Annotated in this window: 19 protein-coding genes; 5 read left to right on the plus strand and 14 right to left on the minus strand. The window is 62.2% G+C overall.

Annotation, left to right across the window (positions count from 1 at the left end):
• Window positions 1–116: 116 nt before the first annotated feature.
• From HX814_RS10985 to HX814_RS11025, 9 genes are all read right to left on the minus strand, one after another.
• Window positions 117–1427 (minus strand): sugar ABC transporter substrate-binding protein, encoded by a 1311-nt coding sequence (locus tag HX814_RS10985; RefSeq protein ID WP_003215317.1) that lies wholly within the window; start codon window positions 1425–1427, stop codon window positions 117–119.
• A 336-nt stretch (window positions 1428–1763) separates the two neighbouring features.
• Window positions 1764–2669: an AraC family transcriptional regulator gene (locus HX814_RS10990; protein ID WP_003215319.1), complete on the minus strand. Its 906-nt coding sequence runs from the start codon at window positions 2667–2669 to the stop codon at window positions 1764–1766.
• A 71-nt stretch (window positions 2670–2740) separates the two neighbouring features.
• Complete coding sequence (locus HX814_RS10995; RefSeq protein WP_177009418.1) at window positions 2741–4024, minus strand: glycosyltransferase; 1284 nt, start codon at window positions 4022–4024, stop codon at window positions 2741–2743.
• 71 nt (window positions 4025–4095) lie between these two features.
• A complete protein-coding gene (locus HX814_RS11000) occupies window positions 4096–5178 on the minus strand; it encodes a nucleoside hydrolase (RefSeq protein WP_008436139.1) in 1083 nt (360 codons plus the stop codon).
• 27 nt (window positions 5179–5205) lie between these two features.
• The gene (locus HX814_RS11005; protein ID WP_010169608.1) at window positions 5206–6516 is read right to left on the minus strand and encodes an MFS transporter; all 1311 of its coding nucleotides are present in this window, start codon (window positions 6514–6516) and stop codon (window positions 5206–5208) included.
• Window positions 6517–6739: 223 nt separating this feature from the next.
• The gene (locus HX814_RS11010) at window positions 6740–7372 is read right to left on the minus strand and encodes an N-carbamoylsarcosine amidohydrolase (protein ID WP_003215327.1); all 633 of its coding nucleotides are present in this window, start codon (window positions 7370–7372) and stop codon (window positions 6740–6742) included.
• 138 nt (window positions 7373–7510) lie between these two features.
• On the minus strand, window positions 7511–8263 hold the full coding sequence (locus HX814_RS11015; RefSeq protein WP_177009417.1) for an Asp/Glu racemase: 753 nt from the start codon (window positions 8261–8263) through the stop codon (window positions 7511–7513).
• A gap of 11 nt (window positions 8264–8274) precedes the next feature.
• Window positions 8275–9084, minus strand: coding sequence for an alpha/beta fold hydrolase (locus tag HX814_RS11020; protein ID WP_177009416.1), 810 nt, complete (start codon window positions 9082–9084; stop codon window positions 8275–8277).
• Window positions 9081–10214: an FAD-dependent monooxygenase gene (locus HX814_RS11025; RefSeq protein WP_003215332.1), complete on the minus strand. Its 1134-nt coding sequence runs from the start codon at window positions 10212–10214 to the stop codon at window positions 9081–9083. The genes HX814_RS11020 and HX814_RS11025 overlap by 4 nt, the downstream gene beginning before the upstream one ends.
• 308 nt (window positions 10215–10522) lie before the next feature.
• On the opposite strand from HX814_RS11025, the gene HX814_RS11030 reads away from it, so the two are divergent.
• The 4 genes from HX814_RS11030 to HX814_RS11045 all read left to right on the plus strand — a co-directional run bounded on the left by HX814_RS11030 (window position 10523) and on the right by HX814_RS11045 (window position 16485).
• Window positions 10523–11575: a 2,5-dihydroxypyridine 5,6-dioxygenase gene (locus HX814_RS11030; protein ID WP_003215335.1), complete on the plus strand. Its 1053-nt coding sequence runs from the start codon at window positions 10523–10525 to the stop codon at window positions 11573–11575.
• Window positions 11576–11764: 189 nt separating this feature from the next.
• Window positions 11765–12199: a MarR family winged helix-turn-helix transcriptional regulator gene (locus HX814_RS11035; protein ID WP_003215338.1), complete on the plus strand. Its 435-nt coding sequence runs from the start codon at window positions 11765–11767 to the stop codon at window positions 12197–12199.
• A gap of 256 nt (window positions 12200–12455) precedes the next feature.
• A complete protein-coding gene (locus HX814_RS11040; RefSeq protein WP_008436149.1) occupies window positions 12456–12932 on the plus strand; it encodes a (2Fe-2S)-binding protein in 477 nt (158 codons plus the stop codon).
• Between the two features lie 16 nt (window positions 12933–12948).
• A complete protein-coding gene (locus HX814_RS11045; RefSeq protein ID WP_177009415.1) occupies window positions 12949–16485 on the plus strand; it encodes a molybdopterin cofactor-binding domain-containing protein in 3537 nt (1178 codons plus the stop codon).
• A gap of 121 nt (window positions 16486–16606) precedes the next feature.
• On the opposite strand, the gene HX814_RS11050 is transcribed toward HX814_RS11045, so the two are convergent.
• Entirely contained in the window at window positions 16607–17263 is a 657-nt protein-coding gene (locus HX814_RS11050; protein ID WP_003215344.1) for a TetR/AcrR family transcriptional regulator, read from the minus strand.
• Window positions 17264–17416: 153 nt separating this feature from the next.
• Between HX814_RS11050 and ggt the strand changes: the two genes are divergently transcribed.
• A complete protein-coding gene (gene ggt / locus HX814_RS11055; RefSeq protein WP_003215346.1) occupies window positions 17417–19141 on the plus strand; it encodes a gamma-glutamyltransferase in 1725 nt (574 codons plus the stop codon).
• Here ggt and HX814_RS11060 read toward each other — a convergent pair.
• From HX814_RS11060 to HX814_RS11075, 4 genes are all read right to left on the minus strand, one after another.
• The gene (locus tag HX814_RS11060; RefSeq protein ID WP_177009414.1) at window positions 19138–20655 is read right to left on the minus strand and encodes an FAD-dependent oxidoreductase; all 1518 of its coding nucleotides are present in this window, start codon (window positions 20653–20655) and stop codon (window positions 19138–19140) included. The genes ggt and HX814_RS11060 overlap by 4 nt on opposite strands.
• A 141-nt stretch (window positions 20656–20796) precedes the next feature.
• A complete protein-coding gene (locus HX814_RS11065) occupies window positions 20797–21318 on the minus strand; it encodes an AAA family ATPase (RefSeq protein ID WP_177009475.1) in 522 nt (173 codons plus the stop codon).
• Complete coding sequence (gene pnuC / locus HX814_RS11070; protein WP_003215352.1) at window positions 21315–21878, minus strand: nicotinamide riboside transporter PnuC; 564 nt, start codon at window positions 21876–21878, stop codon at window positions 21315–21317. Before pnuC ends, HX814_RS11065 begins: the two co-directional genes overlap by 4 nt.
• A 191-nt stretch (window positions 21879–22069) precedes the next feature.
• The gene (locus tag HX814_RS11075; RefSeq protein ID WP_177009413.1) at window positions 22070–23704 is read right to left on the minus strand and encodes a methyl-accepting chemotaxis protein; all 1635 of its coding nucleotides are present in this window, start codon (window positions 23702–23704) and stop codon (window positions 22070–22072) included.
• Window positions 23705–23906: the final 202 nt, after the last annotated feature.

The following is a 23906-nucleotide window of genomic DNA, read 5'->3' on the forward strand; positions in this document are numbered from 1 at the left end:
TGGCTTGCCTGCGATGAGAGCGCCTCGGTGAAACTGACAGACCGAGTTGTCTGCATCGCGGGCAAGCCCGGCTCCTACATAAAGCGGGTTCCCACATTCAGTGTGGTGAGACCGCTTTACTTGGGATAACCGGCCCGCTTCATTTCGCGTTCGGTGAAGGTCTGTGCATCCGCCAGGGCTTTTTCGGCAGTGGAGCCACCGGTCAGTGCGCTGGAGAAGAACTTGCCGACCTGGGTACCAATCGCCTGGAATTCAGGAATGGTCACCAGCTGGATGCCCACATACGGCACCGGCTTGGCCGACGGGTCTTTCGGGTCGGCGACTTTCAGCGATTCCAGCGTCACCTTGGCAAACGGCGCGGCCTTCATGTATTCGTCGCTGTAGGTCGATTTGCGGGTACCTGGCGGTACGTTGGCAATCCCGTCGGTCTTGGCGACCAACTGGCTGTATTCCTTGGAAGTGGCCCAGGTGGTGAACACCTTGGCAGCGTCCTTGGCTTTGGAACTGGTTGGAATCCCCAGGGACCAGGAGTACAGCCACGAAGTACCTTTGTCGGTCTTCTCGTGCGGGGCAAAGGTGAAGCCGACGTGGTCAGCCACTTTGCTTTGGGTCTTGTCGGTCACGAACGAGCCGGCGACGCTGGCGTCGACCCAGATCGCACACTTGCCGCTGTTGAACAGCGCCAGGTTTTCGTTGAAACCGTTGCTGGAAGCGCCCGGCGGGCCGGATTTCTTCATGTTGTCGACGTAGAAGTTCAGTGCGTCTTTCCACTCAGGCCCGTTGAATTCCGGCTGCCACTTCTCATCGAACCAGCGTGCACCGTAGCCGTTGGCCAGGGTGGTGATCAGCGCCATGTTCTCGCCCCAACCGGCTTTGCCGCGCAGGCACAGGCCGTACTGTTCCTTGTCCTTGTTGGTGAGTTTGGCGGCGAATTCGCCGATCTGGGTCCAGGTCGGGTGCTCGGGCATGGTCAGCCCGGCGTCCTTGAACAGGTCGGTGCGGTAGTAGGTGATGGAGCTTTCGGCGTAGAACGGCAGGGCGTACAGCGAGCCCTTGACGGAAAGACCGTCACGCACGGAAGGGAAAACGTCGTCCAGGTCGTAGGAAGCAGGCAGGTCCTTCATCGGTTCCAGCCAGCCTTTGGCGCCCCAGAGTGCAGCTTCGTACATGCCGATGGTCAACACGTCGAACTGTCCGCCCTGGGTGGCGATGTCGGTGGTGAGGCGTTGGCGCAAGACGTTTTCTTCGAGTACCACCCAGTTCAGCTTGATCTCCGGATGCTCGGTCTCGAAGGTTTTCGAGAGCTTTTGCATGCGGATCATGTCGCTGTTGTTGACGGTGGCAATGGTCAGGGTTTGCGCGCCAAGACTGACGGCGCTGAGGGTCATGCAGGTGCAGGCAAGCAGAGCTTTGGCTGTGAACTTCATCGCGCACTCCATTTCTGCGCCCAGGGGCTGCAGAAGGACAGTTATTGTTGTTGTGTCTTCCACGACAGCTGGAAGAGTGTGCGTTGATTACAGCCTTCAATTGACGTGCTGACAAATCCTTGGGAGCACTTTTACTGATACTTTTTTGCACTGCAGCGGAAAATTGCTGAAACGATTCGCTGGGAGCGATCGGCTTCCTGCGTGAGCGCGATGCAAATGTGGGAGCGGGCTTGCTCGCGAAGGCGGTGAATCAGCCGACATTTGCGCTGCCTGACACACTGCATTCGCGAGCAAGCCCGCTCCCACACAAGCGGGTTCCCACAGGAACGCGCGTTTTCAGGCCAGGTTCTGCTCGGTCAAGCGCTGCACCGCCAGGCGCCGGTAGTGCGAGGGGGTCATGCCCTTGAGCTGCTGGAAGCGGCGGTTGAAATTGGAGATGTTGTTGAAGCCTGACTCGAAGCACACATCGGTCACGGCTTTGTCGCCATCGGCCAGCAGCTCGCAGGACTTGCTGATACGCAGGCGGTTGACGAATTCGATGAAGGTGCGGCCGGTGGCTTGTTTGAACACGCGGGAGAAATAGGTGGGTTTCATGCCGAGGTATTCGGCCACCTCTTCCAGGGACAGCTCCCGCGCGTAGTGGGCAAAAATGTAGTCCACCGCGCGGTTGGTGCGGTCGATGCTGTGTTCATCCGCCAGTTGCGGCGTGGTCACGCCGGAGAGCAGTTGGTAGTCCTCGCAGGCACTCAGCACTTCCATCAGGATGAAGAAGTGCCCCAGGCGCGCCATGCCTTGGGCGTCCTCGATGCGCTGCATCAGGGTCATGGCCTGGGCGATGGTTTTCTTGCAGCGAAATTCGATGCCGTATTGCGCCCGTTCCAGCAGTGGCGCCAGGGTCTTGAGCTCGGCAAAGACATGGCTGCCGCCGTCGAACAGCTCGTCGGTGAAGTTCACCAGCATGTCGCGCTTGGGCACCACTTCGTCCTCGGCCACCTGGCTGATCCAGTTGTGGGGCAGGTTGGGGCCGGTGAGGAACAGGCTTTCCGGGTAGAAGTTGCCGATGTAGTCGCCGATAAACACCTTGCCGGAGCTGGCAACGATCAGGTGCAGCTCGTATTCCTTGTGGAAATGCCAGCGCACCAACGGGCACGGGAAGCCGTGTTGGCGATAGATGATGGACAGACCGTTGTGATCGTCCATCAGCTCGTAGGAAGGATCGGTGATTCTCGCTGCTCGGGTCATGCTGCAGTCGCTTTATTGTGGTTGCGAAAAGGATAATGCCCCCTTGCGCGCCACCTCGCCAGCGTCTGTGTCTACAGCGTACGGTTTTTCGCCTCGATCCACTGCGCCATGTACTGGGTACTTTTGTGCAGGTGGTGGCGCAGCATGCTGCCGGTGAAATTGTTCCGACGGTGCTCGGCCAACTGGCGGCGGCACTGCTCCAGGCGCTCCACCAGGGCCGGGCCGTGGAGGTCGTGGGCGTAACGGCGGGCCAGTAACTGCCGGCCATCTTCCTGGGCCTGGGTCCAGCGTGGCGGGTCTTGATACAACGCAACCGCCGCAGCCGCCAGTGCACTGGCGCTGTGTTCGACCACGCCGGGCCACGGTTCGCCCATGGCTTCGGCGCCAATCGGTGTGGTAACGCTGGGTGTGCCGCAGAGCATCGCGTCGGCCAGCTTGCCCTTGATCCCGGCACCAAAGCGCAGTGGCGCCAGGCAGATACGCGCAGCGCTCATGACCTGCAATGCATCCTCGGCCCAATTCATCACGTGGAAGCCCTGGGCCGGGTTGTGCAGCGCGGTGGCCTTGGGTGGCGTATAGGCGCCGTACACGTGGAGTTGAGCGCCGGGCAGTTGCTGGCGGATCAGCGGCCACACACTGTTCTTCATCCACAACACCGCATCCCAGTTCGGCGCATGGCGGAAATTGCCGATGCTCAGGAAGTGGGCACGGTCCTCAAAGGGGGCAAAGGCTTCGGTGGGCGGCGCCAGCATCAGCGGGCACCAGTGGAGCAGGGCAGCGGGCACCTTGAAGTGTTCGGTCAGCAACTGGATTTCCACGTCGGAGATCATCAGGCTGATGTCGCAGCGGTAGATCGCGGCGATCTCGCGCTTGGCCAGGTCGGTATCGGCCATGTCATCGAATTCGGCGGCCAGGTCCCGGCTGAACAGCGCGTCGAAGTCATCAGCTTCGGGGTGCGCCTTCAGGAAATCCTTGAGGCGCTGGTGGCGGGCGTCCCGCAGGCTTTGCAGGTCGGATGCTTCCAGCACCCGAAGAGCATTCGGGCAGGATTTTTCCACGCGCCAGCCGAACTGTTCTTCCATCATGAAACGGTCGAACAGCACGATATCCGGAGCCAATTGCTGGATAAACGCGTCGAAACTGCTGTTATTCAACTCGATCGCACATTCGCGAATGCCCAGGGCGGGCAGGTCGGCCTTGTGTTCGCCGGTGACCGCCGGGCTGCTGAAGGTGATGTCCCAGCCTTGGGCCAGGAAACTCTCCAGAATCTGCATCATGTGCCCGCTGGCCGCCGAGGAGCGAGGCTCTGGCCAGACGTAGCCAATGACCAGGACTTTGGTGGCGGGCTGATTCATCGACAACGGATTCCTTGAAGGGCTGGGCAACGGCGCGCAATTAAACCACAGCCCCTCAAGTTCCGGCGCACTCAGCGGAAGATGTTGACCGGCGTCGGCAGTGTCACCAACCCTACATAACCGTCCCAGAACTGCTTCTGGTCCACCGCGAAGACCACCTTGGCCTTTTGCGTGCCGACCGGCGCGCCTTTCTTGTAGCCCAGTGCCCGGCCATAGTCGGCGCCGAAGGTGGCATCCACGTCCACCCACAGCTCGCGGGATTCGGTGACGATCCCGGGGTTCACGAGAAACAGTGCCGGCAGGCTGTCCCAGGTGAAGCTGTGGTAAGCCGGGTCCTTGGCGAACAGTGGCCCGAACTCGTGCTTGTACAGGTCGGCAATCGGGCCTTTGTGTGCGATCACCCGCTCATACACCGACTTGTCGAAGGTGACTTTCTCACAGACATCGTTGGGAAAAATCACGTGTTCGATGGGCGAGCGCAACACGATCTTCGCCGCCTCCGGGTCGAACCACCAGTTGAACTCCGCCGCCGGCGTGGTGTTGCCCGGAATCTCCAGCGCGCCGCCCATGTACACGATGCGCTTGATCAGCGGCACGATGTCCGGGGCCGAGCGAATCGCCAGGGCAATGTTGGTCAGCGGGCCGACCGCCAGGATCGTTACCTCGTGGGGGTTGGCCCGTACGCTGTCGACGATGAACTGGGCGGCGGTTTCCTTGCGCAGCCTGGTGTGGGTCGCCAGGCCGTCCGGTGGCGCGACCAGTTGTGAGGCACTGGTTGGCCGCGGGTTCTTGAACGCACCCGGCCAGCCGGAACCGAACAGGGCTTTTTCCGCCTCATAGGTGGCGTAGTCATGCAGCAGCGGGTAGGCGGCGCCGGAATACACGCCGACTTCCTTCTCCACACCCATGCGTTCCACCGCCTTGAGGGCGTCGACCTGTTCCTGGTCGACCCAGGCGTTGCCGCTGACCAGGGTCATGCCCAGCAGGTCGATGCGTTTTTGCCCGTGCAGCTGGGCGAGCATGATAAAGGCCTGGCCGTCATCGTTGAGCACGTTGAAGTCGGTGTCGAAGATGACCTTTTCTGCGGCCTGCGCCGTACCGGCACACAGGCCCACGGCGACAAGCAGGGCACAGCGCTTGATGAAACCTTGCATGGAGACTCACCCGAAAAATTGTTGTTGTTAGCGGTTTACCAGCTTCGCCGGCAAGGCGATCACCAGGAAGCTGCTGAGAATCAGGCAGCCGGCAAAAAACCACAAGGCCCCCGCGCTGCTGCCGGTGACGTCAATCGCCACGCCCATCAACGAGTTGCTCACCAGGCCCGCGATGTTCGCCAGCGAGCAGGCCAGGGCAAAGCCGGTGGCCGCTGCGGTGCCTTTCAGGAAGGTCGCCGGCAGGCTGAAAAACACCGGCACCGCACCGATGATCGCCGCCGAGGCAATCGCAAACAGCGCCACGGTGGCGACCACGTTATGGGTGAAGAACGTGCTGGTAGCCATCGCCGCCGCGCCGATGAAGAACGGCACGATGATGTGCCAGCGGCGTTCGCGGTGTTTGTCGGAGCTGGCGCCGATCAGCAGCATGCCCAAGAGGGCCGCCACGCTGGGCAGGGCCGTGAGGATGCCGATGTGGAAAGTGTCGGTAATCCCGGCGTTGCGGATGAATGTGGGCATCCAGAACCCCATGGCATAGGCACTGAGCAGGATCGAGAAATCGATACCGCCGAGCATCCACACCTTGAGGTTGAAGAAGCCGTCGCGGAAGCTGTGTTTGCTGCCGGCACCGTCGGCGTCGTCCTTGCGCAGTTCGCTTTCCAGCAGGGTTTTTTCTTCGGGCGACAGCCACTTGGCTTGCTGATAGGTATTGGGCAGCGCCCAGAAGGTCCACACACCGAGCAGCACGCTGGGCACCGCTTCGATCAGGAACAGCCACTGCCAGCCGCGCAGGCCGGCCATGTTGTCGAAGTGGCCCATGATCCAGCCCGACAACGGGCCGCCGATCACGCTGGACAGCGGCAGGCCGATCATGAACAGGGCGATGATCCGCCCCCGGCGATGGGTGGGAAACCAGGTGGTCAGGTAATACAGCACGCCCGGCAGAAACCCGGCTTCGGCCGCACCCAGCAGGAACCGCAGGATGTAGAACTGGGTGGTGGAGGTGACCAGCATGGTGCAGGCCGACAGCAGGCCCCAGGTGATCATGATGCGGGCGATCCAGATCTTCGCCCCGACCTTTTCCAGGATCAGGTTGCTGGGGACTTCGAAGATGATATAGCCGACAAAGAACAGCCCGGCACCGAGGCCGAACGCGGTTTCGCTGAAGTGCAGCTGGTCGAGCATCTGCAGTTTGGCGAAGCCGATATTGATGCGGTCCAGGTAGGCCGCGAGGTAGCAGAAACACAGGAACGGAATCAGCTTCCAGGTGATCTTGTGGTAGAGCGTGTGGACCGGATCGGCGACCGTAGTCGCGGGCGCTGCATTCGCAATGGGCATTGGGGTGTCTCCTGGCGGTGACTTATGGTTTTTATACGGCCGCTTTTTCAGCACTTCGGAGTGCTGTGAAAGCGACTTCCAAAGGCAGTGACAGAAGACTGAGGTGGCCCTGTTGGAGGTGATCAAGTGTGGGAGCGGGCTTGCTCCCACATTCGACTGCATTCCAGCGTGGGCGCTCAGTTTTTTCCGGACCACGCTCTTTGTCGTGGTTCCTGTTGACGCGTTATTGCTCCTTGAACTTGCTCATCGCCTCCTGCTTGCTCACCACGTCGCCGTACTTGCTGTCGATATCGAACAAGTTGGCTTCATGGGGCGCCGGGTGGCGGTCGCCGACGCATTCGCGCACGACGATGGTACGAAACCCGTGTTGCACCGCATCCACTGCGGTGGCCCGGATGCAGCCGCTGGTGGAACAGCCGGCGAGCACCACGGTGTCGATGCCCTGGGCGTGCAGCATCGGGGCCAGGCTGCTGCCGAAAAACGCGCTGGCGTATTGTTTGGTGATGACCACTTCATTGGCCAGGGGCAGCACTTCGGTGCAGAAGGCGGCGAGGGGGTTACCCTCGACCATGTCTTTCATCACCGGGGCCTTTTTTACCCAGATACCGCCGTCGGCGAAATGGCCCGGATGGTAACGGATATTGGTGTGCACCACGCTGATCCCGTGACGCCTGGCGCAGGCCAGCAGCTCGACGCTTTCGGCCACGGCGATGCGCACTTCGGGGGCAAACAGTGGCGCGCCTTCGGTGGTATAGCCTTGCATGAAGTCGATCATCAGCAGGGCGGATTTTTTGCCGAAGCCGATTCGGTTACCCCAGACGCCCTGGTAGTTGGCGTCGGCGGATTGTTCGCTCATCTTTCAGTCCTCGGTAATGGACAGTGCACATACCCTGTGGCGAGGGAGCTTGCTCCCGTTGGGCTGCGTAGCAGGCCTGTTTTTTTGGGGGCGCTTCGCACCCCAGCGGGAGCAAGCTCCCTCGCCACAAAAGCGTTTTTAGTAGGCTCCCGACAGGAGGGCGCCGGCGCCGGGGACGATGGGTTCCAGGTCCAGGGCCTTGAGCATGGCGTAGGTGGTGGCGATGGCGGCGGTGAGTACCGGCAGGCCGGTCTGGGTTTCGACCTTCGCGACCACGGGCAGCGACTGCATTTGTACGCAGGCCGACAGCACGATTACGTCGACACCTTCCAGGTTCATCCCGGCAACAATCGCCGGCAGGTTGGCCGGGTCGTGGCGGGCCACTGCAAGGTTGTCGGGGATTTCCAGGGCGCGCCAGTCCACCACTTCAAAGCCTTCTTCGCGGATGTAGTTCACCACCAGTTCGGTCAGCGGTTTCATGTACGGCGCAACAATGGCGATGCGTTTGGCGCCCATGACTTTCAAGCCTTCGATCAGGGCGCCGGCGCTGGTGATCACCGGGGCGTTGGCGTCGTTGTCGGCGGTGGCCTTGCGCAGGCGTTGCTCGGACTTGCGGTGGTAACCCAGCCCCATGGCCATGATCGCTACCAGGCAGGCGTAGCCCAGCACGTCGACCTTGGCGTCGGACAGTTCGATGGCGCAACGGTCGGACTCACCGTCCATGGCCGCCAGTTCTTCCTTGCGCACTTGCTTCATGCGCATGCGGCTGGAGTGAAAGGTGAAACGTTCCGGGCGGATCGCCTGGCGCGCGTTAAGCATCGCCGGGATCTCGGTTTCCATGGTGGTGTTGGAGCTCGGCACAATCTGGCCGATGCGATAAGGCTTGAGCATGATGGTCTCCGTTATGCAATCAGGGGCTGGCCGAGGAAGTCGCCGAAGGCAGCGAAAAAGCCTTCAAGGTCGTCCCAGGGGATCATGTGTCCTGCATTTGGCACATGGGCGACCTGTAGGGTCGGCTGTAACTGTCGGACTTCCGCGACATCTTCGGCCTGAATTACACCGCCGCGTCCGGCAACAATCAGCAGGGCAGGAGCCCCCAGGTGCGGCAGGTCCTGATGAAAGTCGACGGTATGGAAGTCATTGAACGCACGCACGATCGCCGGCTCGTAGCAGGTGTGCAGCCATTCGGCGCGCAGTTGCAGTTGTTCGTCGGTCCAGGTGGCGCAGAAGGCGCGCATCGCCTCTGCATCCATGCCGACCTGGGATTGACGAATCGAATCGACGTACCACGGCAGTTTACTTGGGTATTCGCGGCGACCCGGGCCGGACATCGGCGGGTCGATCAACACCATGCGGTTGACACCTTGTGGATGGCGCACCGCACTGCGTACGGCAAACCGCGCGCCCATGGAGTGGCCGACCAGGTGATAGCTGTCGAGCTTCAGGGCGTCGGCAAACGCGCCAATGTCATCGGCGCAGGTGTCGGCGCTGTAGTCCAGCTCCGGGCCGGTGGACGACAGGCCGCGACCGCGCACGTCCAGCACGTAGGTGTCGAAGTGCAAACCCAGGCGTTCGGCGACAAAACCCCAGGTAATCGCCGGGCTGGTGATGCCGGGAATCAGGATCAGTGCCGGGCCCTTGCCGCCGTAACGCAGGTAATGCTGGCGGATACCATTGGCCTGGACGTTGCCGCCATAGAGAAAGCTGCTCACGCCGCCACCCCCGATTTCAATTGCTGGGCGTAGAGGTCGTAGCCGTAGACCCAGTCCGGATCTTCCTGGGTGCGCAGCCAGGTGTTGGCGTTGGACACGGCCTGCACCCGGGACGCGCGTTCCTTGCGGTTGGCTTCATACAGCTCGAACGCGGTGCGGTAGTCGCCGATCCCTGTTTCCTGCAGGCAGCGCGTCAGCATCGCGGCGTCTTCGATGGCCATGCCGGCGCCCTGAGCCATATGGGGTTTCATCGGGTGGCAGGCATCGCCCAGCAATACCAGGCGACCACGGCTCCACAACGGCAGCGGGTTGCGGTTGCGCAACGGCCATTTGGTCACGCTTTCGGTGGATTCGATCAGGGCCTGGACGGTCGGGTGGTAGCCCTTGAAGGCGTCGAACATCTCCTCCCGGCTGCTGTCGACGAAGGCGCCCTGGAAGTCCCATTCCGGGTGCGGCACGCCGGTGACGTAGTAGTACTCGTCGCGCTTGCCGGTGGTGTAGTAGACCATCATGTGCCGGTCCTCGGTCCACCACTTGATGCAGTCTTCGAACTTCAGGTCGTACTTGGCCAACTGGTCGCCACGGATCAGCGCACGGTGCGCGACCCAGCCGCTGTACAGCGGTTTTTCGGCACCCAGCAGCTCTTCACGAATGCGCGAGTTGATGCCGTCGGCACCGATCACGATGTCGGCGTAGGTTACCTCGCCGTCGGCGAAAGTCAGGCGCACCTGGGTATCGGTTTCTTCAAGGGTTTCCAGGCGCTTGTTGAAGTGCAGGGTGCCGGGCTTGAGGGTGGACATCTGCAGCGCGTGCAGATCGCCGCGGTGCACGGTGATGTAGGACGCGCCGTAGCCAGTCAGGGGAATGCGTGACAGGTAGTCGCCGGTTTCACCATCGCGGCTGAACCAGTGCTCGGGGTGCGAACCCATCAGGTCCAGCTGTTTTTCGATGCCCATGCGGCGGAAGATTTTCATGATGTTGGGGCCCATGTGGATCCCGGCACCCAGGCGGGAAAACTCCGGCGCCTGCTCGTAGATGTCCACGTCGAACCCTGCCTGTTGCAGCAGGGTGGCAGCGGCGGCACCGCCAAGGCCGGCGCCGACGATTGCGATTTTTTGTGTGCTTCCCATGGGGCGTGGTCCTCTTTTTCGAATAATGGCCGGCGGCGTCTGTCCGCAAGGTTTTTAAAGTGTATACGCTCATTTTTTCAAATGAAAAGCCCACGCCTGAAAAATTGTTTTTTTGGCCATATCGATCCCCTGTAACCTGTTATCTCCATATATCACGGGGTTTGTGTGGGTTCGTAACGTTTTGGCGTGGTGCTTGCAGTCCATGCTGAAATCAGTTCTTATCGTGATTAATTGGCGTATACGCTATAAAAACGCACTAGAGTGAAGCGCCCTGCAAGATCTTGGTGCAGCAGCTGAGGAGACAGGAAATGCCGGTAAGTGATTGCGAACTGACCCAGATGTTTGAGCACGTGTTGAAGCTCTCGAAGGTCGACCCGACCCAGAGCGTCGCCGTGCTCAAGAGCCATTACTCCGACCCGCGCACCGTGCGCGCCGCGATGGACGCGGCGCAGCGCCTGGGGGCCAAGGTGTATGCGGTGGAGTTGCCGTCGTTCAACCATCCCCGGGCGATGGGCAATGACATGACCGCCTACTGTGGCGACACCGCCCTGACCGGTAATATCGCGGCGCAGCGGGCGCTGGAAGCGGCAGACCTGATCGTCGACACCATGATGCTGTTGCACTCGCCGGAGCAGGAACAGATCCTAAAGACCGGCACGCGCATCCTGCTGGCGGTGGAACCCCCGGAAGTGCTGGCGCGCATGCTGCCGACCGAAGAGGACAAAGTGCGCGTGCTGGCCGCTGAAGAACTGCTGAAAAAAGCCCGCTCGATCCACGTCAAATCCCGCGCCGGCAGTGATTTCCGGGCGGCGCTGGGGCAATACCCGTCCGTCACCGAATACGGCTTTGCCGACGAACCGGGACGCTGGGACCACTGGCCGAGCGGCTTCCTGTTCTCCTGGCCCAATGAGGAAACTGCAGAGGGCGTGCTGGTGCTGGATATCGGCGACATCCTGCTGCCGTTCAAGACCTACACCCGGGAGAAAATCACCCTGGAGATCGAGAAGGGCTTCATCACCAGAATCCACGGTGGTTTCGAGGCCGAATACCTGCGCGACTACATGAAATACTTCAACGACCCCGAGGTATATGGCATCTCCCACATCGGCTGGGGCCTGCAGCCACGGGCGCAATGGACGGCCATGGGCCTGCACGACAAGAACGACGGCATGTGCATGGACGCCCGCGCGTTCTACGGCAACTTCCTGTTCTCCACCGGCCCGAACACCGAAGTCGGCGGCACCCGCAAGACGCCGTGCCACATGGACATCCCGCTGCGCAATTGCGACGTCTACCTCGATGATGAGGCCGTAGTCATCGCCGGCGACGTCGTAGCCCCCAAGGCCTCCCTGGCCCACTAAACATCCAATGTGGGAGCGGGCTTGCTCGCGAATGCGGTACGTCAGTCACACATGCGCCACCTGACACACCGCATTCGCGAGCAAGCCCGCTCCCACATTTCAACCGCGTTCCGGCAATGAGATCCTTGAGTCATTTCCACAACCCCGCCATCATGCCACCCCATCGACCACCGCCTTCCCGAGCCCGCCGTGCCTGATTCCTACGTTTTCTCCGAACAAGTCGGCCACCTGCTGCGCAAGGCCTACCAGCGTCACCTGGCGATCTTCCAGCAGAACGTCGGCGACTCGCAGCTCACCGCCGTGCAGTTCGTCACCCTGTGCGCCCTGCGCGATCACGGTGCAAGTTCGCTCACCGAACTGGTCAAGGCCACCGCCGTCGACCAGGCGACCATCCGTGGCATCGTCGAACGCCTCAAGGCCCGCGAACTGATCACCCTCGAACCCGACCCGCAGGACAAACGCAAAGTCGTGGTCAACCTATCCGACTCCGGCGCCGCCCTGGTGCAGCAAACCGTGCCCTGCGCCGCCACCATCACCGAACTGACCCTGAGCAACCTAAACCCCGCCGAACGCGTCGCCGTACTCTTCCTGCTACGTAAAATGATCGAAGACCCCCAAACCTGACCCCGATCCCCTGTGGTGAGGGAGCTTGCTCCCGCTGGACTGCGCAGCAGGCCCATCTTCTAGGGTCGCTTCGCAACCCAGCGGGAGCAAGCTCCCTCGCCACAGGTATTCATCCATCTTCTGGCACCGTTTTTGCTCTACGTTGATGTAGTAACCACTTCACCCGTCAAGTGTGTCGCGAGACCCCAGGTACGCGACGCTTTTTTTTGACTGTTTTATGTAGTGGACACTTCACCAAATCCAACGGGCGAAGCGAATGACCAGCCAGAACATCACGGTAACGCTTGAGGTCAACGGCCACACCAGCGAGGTCAGCGCAATGGCCGACACCCCGCTGTTGTTGATCCTGCGCAATGACCTGCAACTCAACGGCCCCAAATACGGCTGCGGCCTGGGGGAGTGCGGCGCCTGCACGGTGATCATCGACGGCGTGGCTGCACGCTCCTGCGTCTTCCCCCTGTCGGGTGCCGTGGGCCGCAACATCGTCACCCTCGAAGGCCTCGGCACCCGCCAGACCCCGCACCCGGTGCAGCAGGCCTTCATCGATGAACAGGCCGCCCAGTGCGGCTACTGCCTCAACGGCATGATCATGACCGCCAAGGCCTTGCTCGACCGCAATCCCAACCCCAGCGAAGCCGAGGTGCGCAGCGAACTGTCTGGCAACCTCTGCCGCTGTGGCACCCATATCGAAATCCTCCGCGCGGTGCTGCGTGCCGCCCGCCAAACGCCTTGAACGTGGATCGATGACCATGACTGACGCAATCCCTTCCCGCGACCAATGGCTGGCCAAGGCCGGCGTCCTGCTGATCGTCGACGATGTGCTGCCACCTTCGGGGCCGGTGGCCAAAGGCGGCACACCGACGGTCAAGCCCAAGGAGCTGGGGCTGTTTATCGCAGTGAACGATGATGGGCTGGTGTACGCCTTCAACGGGCACGTGGACCTGGGCACCGGCATTCGCACCTCCCTGGCGCAGATCGTCGCTGAAGAACTGGACCTGACCATGGACCAGGTGCGCATGGTGCTGGGCGACACCGAGCGTGCGCCGAACCAGGGCGCGACCATTGCCAGCGCAACCTTGCAGATCTCCGCGATTCCGCTGCGCAATGCCGCCGCCGAAGCCCGGCGTTTCCTGCTGGCGCGGGCGGCGCAACGCTGGTCCGTAAATGCTCAAAGTCTCAAGGTCGACGCAGGCGTTATCCGCGGCGAAGACGGGCGCACCATCACTTATGGCGAACTGGTGACGGGCGAGCATGACCAACTGCGCATCAGCGGCGATGCACCGCTCAAGGCCACCGCCGATTACCGCCTGGTGGGCAAGGGCGCAGCCCGGGTGGATATCCCGGGCAAGGCCACCGGCGAACTGACGTACGTGCACGACATGCGCGTGCCGGACATGCTCCACGGTCGGGTGATCCGCCCACCGTATGCGGGCCTGGATTGCGGTGACTTTGTCGGCAACAGCCTGCTGAAGGTCGACGAGTCTTCCATCGCCCATATCCCGGGCATTGTTGCGGTGGTGGTGATCCGTGATTTTGTCGGCGTGGTGGCCTTGCGCGAAGAGCAGGCAATCAAGGCCGCCCAGGAACTGCAGGTGCACTGGAAACCCTGGAACCACCCACTGCCGGACATGAGCGATGTGGAGCAGGCAATCCGCGACAACCCGCGGGTACGCCGCACCGTGCTCGACCAGGGCAACGTCGACGCAGCCCTGGCCGCCGCCAGCCAGCGCATGCCGCGCACCTACCTGTGGCCATACCAGATGCACGGCTCCATCGGCCCGTCCTGTGGCGTGGCGGATTATCAGCCCGGTGGCAGCCGCGTCTGGTCGGGCAGCCAGAACCCGCACCTGCTGCGGGCCGACCTGGCCTGGTTGCTGGAATGCCCGGAAGCGTCCATCGACGTGATTCGCATGGAGGCCGCCGGCTGCTACGGCCGCAACTGCGCCGATGATGTATGCGCCGACGCCTTGCTGCTGTCGCGTGCGGTGGGCAAGCCGGTGCGGGTGCAACTGACCCGCGAACAGGAGCACCTGTGGGAGCCCAAGGGCACCGCGCAATTGATGGATGTCGACGGCGGCCTGAACGCCGACGGCAGCATCGCCGCCTATGACTTTGAAACCAGCTACCCGTCCAACGGCGCGCCCACCCTGGCGCTGCTGTTGACCGGCCGGGTCGAGCCGGTGGCGGCGATGTTCGAGATGGGCGACCGCACCTCGATCCCGCCCTACGACATCGCGAACATGCGCGTCACCATCAACGACATGGCGCCGATCGTTCGCGCCTCGTGGATGCGCGGTGTGTCGGCGTTGCCCAACACCTTCGCCCATGAATCCTATATCGACGAACTGGCGTTTGCCGCCGGGGTCGACCCGGTGGAGTACCGCCTGCGTTACCTGAAGGACGAGCGCGCCATCGACCTGGTGAAATCCACCGCCGAACGCGCCAACTGGGCACCGCGTACCGCGCCGATGCAAACCGCGAATGAGGACCACCTGCTGCGTGGTCGGGGCTTTGCCTACGCGCGCTACATCCACAGCAAGTTTCCCGGCTTCGGCGCGGCGTGGGCGGCCTGGGTCGCGGACGTGGCCATCGACAAGCAGACCGGCGATGTCTCGGTGACGCGGGTGGTGATCGGGCATGACTCGGGGATGATGATCAACCCCGCAGGGGTGCAGCATCAGATCCACGGCAATGTGATCCAGTCCACCAGCCGTGTGCTCAAGGAACGCGTGACCTTTGAAGAGTCGACCGTGGCGAGCAAGGAGTGGGGCGGTTATCCGATCCTGACCTTCCCGGAAGTGCCGCAGATCGACGTACTGATGATGCCGCGCCAGGACCAGCCCCCGATGGGCGCCGGTGAGTCGGCCTCGGTGCCCAGCGCGGCGGCGATTGCCAATGCGATCTATGACGCCACCGGCATCCGTTTTCGCGAGCTGCCGATTACTCCCGAGCGGGTATTGGCGGCGCTGAATGCAGGCACACTGGGCGAGCCGGCGAAGGCCCCGGAAAAGCGCCGCAAATGGTTGTTCGGCTCATTGTTCGCCGCCTTTGGCGCGGTGCTGGGCATGGCTGCTACCGCGTGGCCGTTTCACAGCGAAATTGCCCCGATTGCACCGCCCAGTGCAGGCACCTGGTCCAAGGCCATCCTGGAGCGCGGGCGCTTGCTGGCCGCCGTGGGGGATTGCGCGGTGTGCCACACGGCACCGGGCGGTGCCACCAATGCCGGCGGGCTGGCGATGCATACGCCGTTCGGCACCCTTTACAGCAGCAACATCACCCCGGATGAGAAAACCGGGATTGGCAACTGGTCCTACCCGGCGTTCGAGCGGGCGATGCGCGACGGCATTGGCCGCGACGGGCGCAACCTGTACCCGGCGTTTCCCTATACGGCGTTTCGCAATATCAACGATGCCGACATGCAGGCGCTGTATGCCTACCTGATGTCCCAGGCGCCGGTGAGCCAGGCACCGGTGCCGAACGCGATGAGTTTTCCATTCAATATCCGGCCGTTGATGGCCGGCTGGAATGCGCTGTTCCTGCGCCGTGGGGAAATCAGCGTGCAGCCCCAGCGCAGCGAGCAATGGAATCGTGGCGCTTACCTGGTCAACGGTTTGGGGCACTGCGCGGCGTGCCATTCGCCGCGCAACCTGATGGGGGCGGAGAAGGGCGGCAAGGCGTTCCTCGCGGGCGGCAGGGTGGACGGTTGGGAAGCGCCGGCCTTGAATGGCTTGTCCAAGGCGCCGACGCCGTGGACCGAAGACCAATTGTTCAGCTACCTGAGCACTGGTTATTCCGATGCCCATGGCGTGGCAACTGGGCCGATGGGACCGGTCGTGACTGAACTGGCGAAACTGCCCAAGACCGACATCCGCGCGATGGCGGTGTACCTGGCTTCGCTGAACGACAGCGGCGCCGCCGAAGCGCAGGTGGTGGCAGCTGCGACGGTGCCCAATGCCAATGGGCGACGGGTATTCGAAGGTTCATGCAAGGCCTGCCATGCCGACGGACAGGGCCCGAAGCTGTTCGGCGTCAGCCCGTCACTGGCGACCAATACCAATGTGCACAGCGATCAACCGGACAACCTGATCAAGGTGATTTTGCAGGGCATCAGCACCCCGGCTACCCGGGATCTGGGTTACATGCCGGCGTTCAAGGACAGTTTGTCGAACACCCAAGTGGCGGAGTTGGCCGCCTACCTGCGCGGGCGCTTCGCACCCCATGCACCGCAGTGGGAAGGCCTGGAGCAAACCGTGGCACACCTGCGAGCCAATCCCGGTACCCATTGATTCACACGGTCAAAAAATGTGGGAGCGGGCTTGCTCGCGAAAGCGGTTCGTCAGTCGCCAAATATATTGACTGATACACCGCATTCGCGAGCAAGCCCGCTCCCACATTTAGATCCAGGTTCTACCGTTGGATGGGCGGTGTCACGCATACCCCGCGCAACACCAGATCACTGATAAACCCCAGCCAATCCCGCTGCTGGGTCTTATCCGCCAAATCCTCCCCCAAAAACGAACTCAGCGTGTGCTGGTTGGAGTTATAGAAGTAGCACAACGAAGCAATCATCAAGTACACATGCTTGATGTCCACATCTTCACGAAACAGCCCTTGGGCCTGGCCCGCCTCAATGATCGGCCGCAACACCCCAACCGCCTCCCCGGACAACCGCCGCAGTTCACCCGACTGCTTCGCATGCTTGCCCTGGTGCAGGTTCTCGATGCTCAGGATCGCCACAAACTCGGGATGCTTGACGTAGTAATTCCAGATAAACCCCACCAGCGCCTGCAACGCTTGCACCGGTGCAGTCAGGTCGAGCTTGAGCTTGCTTTCGGCCTTGTTGAACTGTTCATAGGTGTGCTCCAGCACACACACAAACAGGTGCTCCTTGCTGCCGAAGTAGTAATACAGCATGCGGTCGTTGGAGTCGGCCTCGCGGGAAATGCTTTCCACACGCCCGCCGGAATAGCCGTCGCGGGTGAAGACCTTGACCGCCGCCTGGAGAATCCGCGCGCGGGTCTGGTCGGCTTGCTGGGCGCGGATACCGGTCTTCTTGATCACCATCGAAAAGCCTCTACTGCGCGGCGTAAAGGCCCGGAATATAGCATGGGCATTATTCCGTTACCGACAGGCTCTGTCACAAACGCGGCATAACGCTGGGGCTTGGATCGGAAACGTATTACTTTCGAGTTCTTCTAATAAACAGAGTAGCCAGGGATGAAATACCAACCGTTTACCCGAACTTTGATTGCCACCGCGCTGGTGCTGACTGTCAGCGGCGTGCAGGCGGCCTCCCAGGCCCCGGTGGCTGGCGAAAATGGCATGGTGGTCACCGCCCAGCATCTGGCGACCCATGTGGGCGTGGATGTGCTCAAGGCCGGCGGCAACGCCGTGGATGCGGCGGTGGCGGTGGGCTACGCCCTGGCCGTGGTGTACCCGGCGGCCGGCAACCTGGGCGGCGGTGGGTTCATGACCGTGCAACTGGCCGACGGCCGCAAGACCTTCCTCGACTTCCGCGAAAAAGCCCCGCTGGCCGCGACCGCCGACATGTACCTGGACAAGGACGGCAACGTGGTCCCGGACCTCAGCTCCAAGGGCCACCTGGCGGTCGGCGTTCCCGGCACTGTGTCGGGCATGGAACTGGCGCTGAGCAAATACGGCACCCTCAAGCGCGCCCAGGTCATCGCCCCGGCGATCAAGCTGGCCGAAGACGGTTTTGCCCTGGAGCAGGGCGATGTCGACCTGCTGCACACCGCTACTGACGAATTCAAGAAAGACAAAGACCTGCGCGGCATCTTCCTGCACGGAGGCGAGCCGATGCTGGTGGGCCAGAAGCTGGTGCAGAAAGACCTGGCGAAAACCCTGCGGGAAATCTCCGCCAAGGGCACCGATGGCTTCTACAAAGGCTGGGTAGCCAAGGCGATTGTGGATTCCAGCCAATCGGGCAAAGGCATCATCACCCAAGCCGACCTGGACAAATACAAGACCCGCGAACTGGCGCCCATCGAGTGTGACTACCGTGGCTACCACGTGGTGTCCGCACCACCACCGAGCTCGGGCGGGGTGGTCATCTGCGAAATCATGAACATCCTCGAAGGCTACCCGATGGCCGACCTCGGCTATCACTCGGCCCAGGGCCTGCACTACCAGATCGAAGCCATGCGCCACGCGTACGTCGACCGCAACAGCTACCTCGGCGACCCGGACTTCGTGCAGAACCCGGTCGAGCACCTGCTGGACAAGGATTACGCCGCCAAACTGCGCGCCGCCATCGACCCGCAGAAAGCCGGGATCTCCCAGGACATCAAGCCGGGCGTTTCGCCCCACGAAGGCAATAACACCACCCACTACTCCATCGTCGACAAGTGGGGCAACGCGGTCTCGGTGACCTACACCCTCAACGACTGGTTCGGCGCGGGCGTGATGGCGAGCAAGACCGGGGTGATCCTTAACGACGAAATGGACGACTTCACCTCCAAGATCGGCGTGCCGAACATGTACGGCCTGGTGCAGGGCGAAGCCAACGCCATTGCTCCGGGCAAGACGCCGCTGTCGTCCATGAGCCCGACCATCGTCACCAAGGATGGCAAGGCGGTGATGGTGGTGGGTACGCCGGGTGGCAGCCGTATCATCACGGCCACCTTGCTGACCATCCTCAACGTGATCGACTACAAGATGAACATCCAGGAAGCCGTGGACGCCCCGCGTTTCCACCAGCAATGGCTGCCTGAGGCGACCAATATCGAACGCTTTGCCCTGAGCCCCGACACCCAGAAAATCCTCGAAGGCTGGGGCCACAAGTTTGCCGGCCCGCAGGACGCCAACCACCTGGCGGCGATCCTGGTAGGCGCGCCGTCCCTGGACGGCAAGCCGGTTGGCAATAACCGTTTCTATGGGGCCAACGACCCTCGGCGCAATACCGGGTTGTCGCTGGGCTACTAAAGCCCGCGGATCAGCTCCAGCACCTCGGCCTTCTTCAGCGGGTGCTTCAGGCGTTGCGAGAGCAGCGCCATGGCCCGCTGATGTTCACAGGCAACTACCGCTTCCACTTCGTCGCCCTGGCAGAGCAGGGCGATGAAGTCGTGGCGCTGCAGGTCGCCTTCCACGTGGAGCTGATTCCAGTGGCGGGGGTGGCCCAGCAGTTCAAAGGTCTTGCCGAAGTGATACGTCCAGAAGAATGGCACATCGGCAAACACCTGTTGTGCGCCCAGCATATTGCGCGCCGCCAGCACCCCGAGTTGCTGCGCCACACGCCAGTGTTCGATGCGCACGGGTTGGCCGTTCCATGGAAAGGTCACCATATCGCCCGCCGCCCATAGTCCGGGCGCGACGGACAAACCGGCATCGGTTTTGAGCGACTGGTCCTCGGCTTTTTCCAGCCCCTCGACAAACCCCGTGGCAGGCGTGACGCCGACGCCTATCAGTACGAGGTCTGCGGCCAATCTGTGGCCGTTTTTCAGCACCACCGTCGTCACGTCCATGTGGCCTTCCAGGCGTGCAGGCTCGCTGGCGGTGTGGAATATCACGCCGTTGGCTTCATGCAATTGGCGCAGTGAGGCACCGATGCGCTTGCCCAGTTGGGCCGCCAGCGGAATCTCGTGACGGCCCACCACCTGCACCGTCAACCCGCGCTTGCGTAAGGCGGACGCGGCTTCCAGGCCGATAAAACTGTCGCCGATGATCACTGCACATGTGCCCGGTTGAGCCGCCTTGACGATACGCGCCGCATCGTCCCGGGAGCGCAACACGAACACGTTGTTGAGTACGGTGCCCGGAACATCCAGCGGCCTGGCTTCGCCGCCGGTGGCCAGCAGTGCGGCGTCGTAGTCGAAATGGCGACCGTCCGCAAGCTCGAGGCGCTTGGCTTGAGGGTCGAGATGGCGCACTTCGCCGTGGATCCGCGACGCGTGGCAGGTGGCCTCGTCCAGCAAGGGCGGTGTTTCCTGCGGCGGCATCTCGCCGCAGATGACGAATTTGCTCAGGGCGGTGCGGTCGTAGGCGGGGTCCTGTTCCTGGTCGATCCACAACAACCGGCCGCTGAAACCCTTGCGGCGCAGCGTGGCCACGGCCGCCGAACCGGCTGCACCGGCGCCAATCACGATAAAGCAGCGCGAATCGTTGGTGTGCGGGGCAGCGGGCGAGGGCAGTGCCTCGTCGCCCACACTGACCACGCCGTCGTGAATCTCCACCGGGTACTGCTTGAGCTGCAACAGCGCGGGCGGCTCGCAGACCTGGCCGTCATCCACCCGGAAGGCCGCCTTGTGCCACGGGCAAATGATCCTCCCGTCACAGACCACGCCTTGCTCCAGGGGCGCCCCGGCGTGGGGGCAATCCGCCTGATAGGCACGAACCTCGCTACCCGAACGCACCAGCAGGATGTGATGGGCGGCGGTTTCAACACGAACGCCACGGTCTTCGGGCAAGTTGATCAAGCGGGCAACGATGCGCATGTTCATAGGCCAATCTCCTTTTAAGGATTGACCTGTGCCCCGGGTAGAGGACTGCGTTGACCCGATAACCGGTCTTCAGCCCTGCGTGCCAGAGCGTTGAAAGTGGGCCATGCGTAACGAGCGGTGCATGAAAACCGTCCCCGCCGGTCAATCCAGCAGTTGTTCCACAGCTGAAAAGGCCTGGTCCTGGCGTGCTTGCCAATCCCCACGGATGACCCGTAGCGGTAGATGATGTTGCTCCAGCCAGTCACGACTGGCCTGAAAAAACGCCAGGCGATCGGCAAACTCCGGCTGGCAGCGCTGGCCATCGGCGGTCCACTCCACGTCTTCCGGCGACAGCAGCAGGTGCAGGTCGTAGTGGCGGGCGAGCAGTTCGCTGTCGAGCCACGCCGGGTAGTCGCCAAACAGGGTCTGGCTCCACAGCTTGTTGGTCAGCAGGTTGGTGTCGAGGATCAGCAACGCCGGCTGCGCGGCGCGGGCGGCATCTTCCCAGGCCAACTGGCCCCGGGCGATCTCCGGGATATCCGCCAGGGTGGTATCGCGCTGGTGGTGGTCGATGAAATAACGCACGTATTCGCCCACCATTACCCCGCCAAAATGTGCCTGCAACTGGGCGGCCAGCCAGCTTTTACCGCTGGATTCCGGGCCGGCCAGTACCACCACCTTCATGCGTGCAACGCCGGGTCGGCGCGCCATTCACGCCAGCCCTGCACGGCGATCACGGTGAACAAGGCGTAGAGCGCGGCGGTGAGGTACAGGCCTTTGTAGAGGAACAGCCCGACGAAGATCACATCCACGGTGATCCACAACGGCCAGCACTGCACGCGTTTTTGCGCCATCCACATCTGCGCCACCAGGCTGAAGCCGGTCAGGGCCGCGTCCAGCCAGGGTTGGGCGGCGTCGGTCCAGTGGGCCATGGCTGCGCCCAGCAACAGGCTGCCCACAGCACCCACAGCCAGGCCTTGCAGGATCGGTTGCAGGCCCAGGCTGGTGACTTGCCGGCCTTGCTTGACCTCACCGGCGCGGGTCCACTGCCACCAGCCGTAGAGTTGCAGGGCGGCGTAGATCACTTGCAGGAGCATGTCGGAGTAGAGCTTCACATCGAAGAAGATCCAGGTGTACAGCAGCACCATCACCAGGCCGATGGGCCAGCACCACGGGTTCTGTTTAACCGTCAACCAGACAGCGATCACCCCCAGGGCGGCGGCAAACAGTTCAAGCCCGGACATGGCGGTTCCTTGGGGGAGTCGAAGAGGGCGCTGATTGTAACCAATGTGGGAGCGGCGGTGCGACGATAGATCGTTCCCACGCTCTGCGTGGGAATGCAGTTCCGGACGCTCCGCGTCCCGGCTCTGCGCAACGGTGACGCAGAGCGTCACAGGATGCGTTCCCACGCAGAGCGTGGGAACGATCATCGGCGTCAGACCTTGAACTGGCGCAGAAGGCTGTCGAGTTGTTCGCTCAGGCCTTTCAAGTGCGCGCTCGCGACGCTGGACTGCTGCGCCGCCAGCGCGGTGCTGTGGGACAAGCCGGCTGCCTGGGTGACGTTCTGGTTGATGTCTTCCACCACATGCGCCTGCTGCAACGTGGCACTGGCAATCGAGGCGTTCAGCCCGTTGAGATTACGCAGCGCCTGGCCGATGGCAGTCAGGCTCGCGCCCGCCTGGCCTGCTTGTTCAATGGTCAGTTGCGAGGCCTGGTGGCTGTCACTGATGACCTTGACCGCTGCCTCCGAATGGCCTTGCAGGCGCTCGATCATCGCCTGGATCTCTGCCGTGGATTTTTGCGTGCGCTGGGCCAGCAGCCGTACTTCGTCGGCCACCACCGCAAAACCACGGCCTTGCTCCCCGGCGCGGGCCGCTTCGATGGCGGCGTTGAGGGCCAGCAAGTTGGTCTGGTCGGCAATCGAGCGGATCACTTCCAGCACGCCGCCAATCTGCGTGCTTTCAGTCGACAGCGTCCGGATCACCTCCACGGCCTGGCTGATGGTGCCGGAGAGCTGGTCGATCCGTTGCAGGCTGCCATCGATATTGAGCTGGCCCTGTTCGGCCTGCACCTGGGCATCGCGCATTTCGCTGGCGGCATGCTCGGCATTTTTGGCCACGTCCTGTACGCCATAGGTGACTTCATTGATCGCCGTCGCCACCAGTTCCATCTGCTGCGATTGCTGTTGGCTGCGGTCATGGGCATCGCTGGCGTTGCTGCCCAGCTCGGTGGACGACTGGCCCAAGGCGTTGGCGCAGGTCTGCAACTGGCCTACTACCTGCCGCAGCTTGGCGGTAAAGCTGTTGAAGTGCCGCGACAATTGAGTGACTTCATCCTGGCCATGGGTGTCGAGGGTGCGGGTCAGGTCGCTTTCGCCACTGGCGATATTGGCCATCGCATTCACTGCCTGCTGCAACGGGCGCACGATGCTGCGGGCGATCAGCACCACCAGCAGGGCCATGATCAGCGCGATCACCAGGCCAACCACCGAGGCTTTCCACACCTGGCCGCGGAACTCGCCTTGCACGTCATCGACATACACGCCGGAACCGATGATCCAGCCCCAGGGTTCAAACAGCTGTATATAGGAGGTCTTGGCCACCGGCGCATCGGCGCCGGGCTTGGGCCAGCGGTAATTCACCATCCCCGCGCCCTTGGCCTTGGCCAGGATCACGAACTCGTTGAACACCGCAAAGCCGTCCGGATCACGGATGGCCGACAGGTTCTGGCCGTCGAGCTTGGGGTTGGCCGCGTGCATGATCATCACGGGGGTGAGGTCGTTGATCCAGAAGTAGTCGTCCTTTCCGTAACGCAGGCCACGTACCGCGCTCAAGGCTTGCTTCTGCGCCGCTTCACGGCTCAGGACGCCGCTGGTTTCGAGGCTGTGATAATAAGTCAGGATCCCGCTGGCGGTTTGCACCACGCGCTGGGTCTGCTCACTCTTGGCCTGGTACAGGTCGCCATGAATCTGCTTGAGCATAAGCAGGCCGAGGGTTAGCAGCATCAGCACGGCGACGATCAGGATCAGCCAGAGGCGCCGGCTGATAGACATATTGCGCAAACTGTTCATGGTCCTGTCACTCCGTGTTCTTATAATTTTGGGTGCTGCATCGACATTTCCGGCTTGTCTGATAGGCTTTCGGCCCAGAATCAAAAAACCTGAGTCCTGCCTGATTTTTCACGGAATTTTCGCAGTTCGGCCTTGATTATTTGCGCTGTGCTTGCAGCGCACTCTTCGTTAGTGAACGTCTAAAAAATATCAACGAGGCATG

It is taken from the genome of Pseudomonas sp. C8002, assembly GCF_013385765.1.
In the GTDB taxonomy this organism is placed as follows: domain Bacteria; phylum Pseudomonadota; class Gammaproteobacteria; order Pseudomonadales; family Pseudomonadaceae; genus Aquipseudomonas.

Bases quoted from the DNA above. Each gene is read 5' to 3' on its own strand.
- HX814_RS10985 (WP_003215317.1), bottom strand. From the start codon at position 1,427: ATGAAGTTCACAGCCAAAGCTCTGCTTGCCTGCACCTGCATGACCCTC.
- HX814_RS10990 (WP_003215319.1), bottom strand. From the start codon at position 2,669: ATGACCCGAGCAGCGAGAATCACCGATCCTTCCTACGAGCTGATGGAC.
- HX814_RS10995 (WP_177009418.1), bottom strand. From the start codon at position 4,024: ATGAATCAGCCCGCCACCAAAGTCCTGGTCATTGGCTACGTCTGGCCA.
- HX814_RS11000 (WP_008436139.1), bottom strand. From the start codon at position 5,178: ATGCAAGGTTTCATCAAGCGCTGTGCCCTGCTTGTCGCCGTGGGCCTG.
- HX814_RS11005 (WP_010169608.1), bottom strand. From the start codon at position 6,516: ATGCCCATTGCGAATGCAGCGCCCGCGACTACGGTCGCCGATCCGGTC.
- HX814_RS11010 (WP_003215327.1), bottom strand. From the start codon at position 7,372: ATGAGCGAACAATCCGCCGACGCCAACTACCAGGGCGTCTGGGGTAAC.
- HX814_RS11015 (WP_177009417.1), bottom strand. From the start codon at position 8,263: ATGCTCAAGCCTTATCGCATCGGCCAGATTGTGCCGAGCTCCAACACC.
- HX814_RS11025 (WP_003215332.1), bottom strand. From the start codon at position 10,214: ATGGGAAGCACACAAAAAATCGCAATCGTCGGCGCCGGCCTTGGCGGT.
- HX814_RS11030 (WP_003215335.1), top strand. From the start codon at position 10,523: ATGCCGGTAAGTGATTGCGAACTGACCCAGATGTTTGAGCACGTGTTG.
- HX814_RS11040 (WP_008436149.1), top strand. From the start codon at position 12,456: ATGACCAGCCAGAACATCACGGTAACGCTTGAGGTCAACGGCCACACC.
- HX814_RS11045 (WP_177009415.1), top strand. From the start codon at position 12,949: ATGACTGACGCAATCCCTTCCCGCGACCAATGGCTGGCCAAGGCCGGC.
- HX814_RS11050 (WP_003215344.1), bottom strand. From the start codon at position 17,263: ATGGTGATCAAGAAGACCGGTATCCGCGCCCAGCAAGCCGACCAGACC.
- ggt (WP_003215346.1), top strand. From the start codon at position 17,417: ATGAAATACCAACCGTTTACCCGAACTTTGATTGCCACCGCGCTGGTG.
- HX814_RS11060 (WP_177009414.1), bottom strand. From the start codon at position 20,655: ATGAACATGCGCATCGTTGCCCGCTTGATCAACTTGCCCGAAGACCGT.
- HX814_RS11065 (WP_177009475.1), bottom strand. From the start codon at position 21,318: ATGAAGGTGGTGGTACTGGCCGGCCCGGAATCCAGCGGTAAAAGCTGG.
- pnuC (WP_003215352.1), bottom strand. From the start codon at position 21,878: ATGTCCGGGCTTGAACTGTTTGCCGCCGCCCTGGGGGTGATCGCTGTC.
- HX814_RS11075 (WP_177009413.1), bottom strand. From the start codon at position 23,704: ATGAACAGTTTGCGCAATATGTCTATCAGCCGGCGCCTCTGGCTGATC.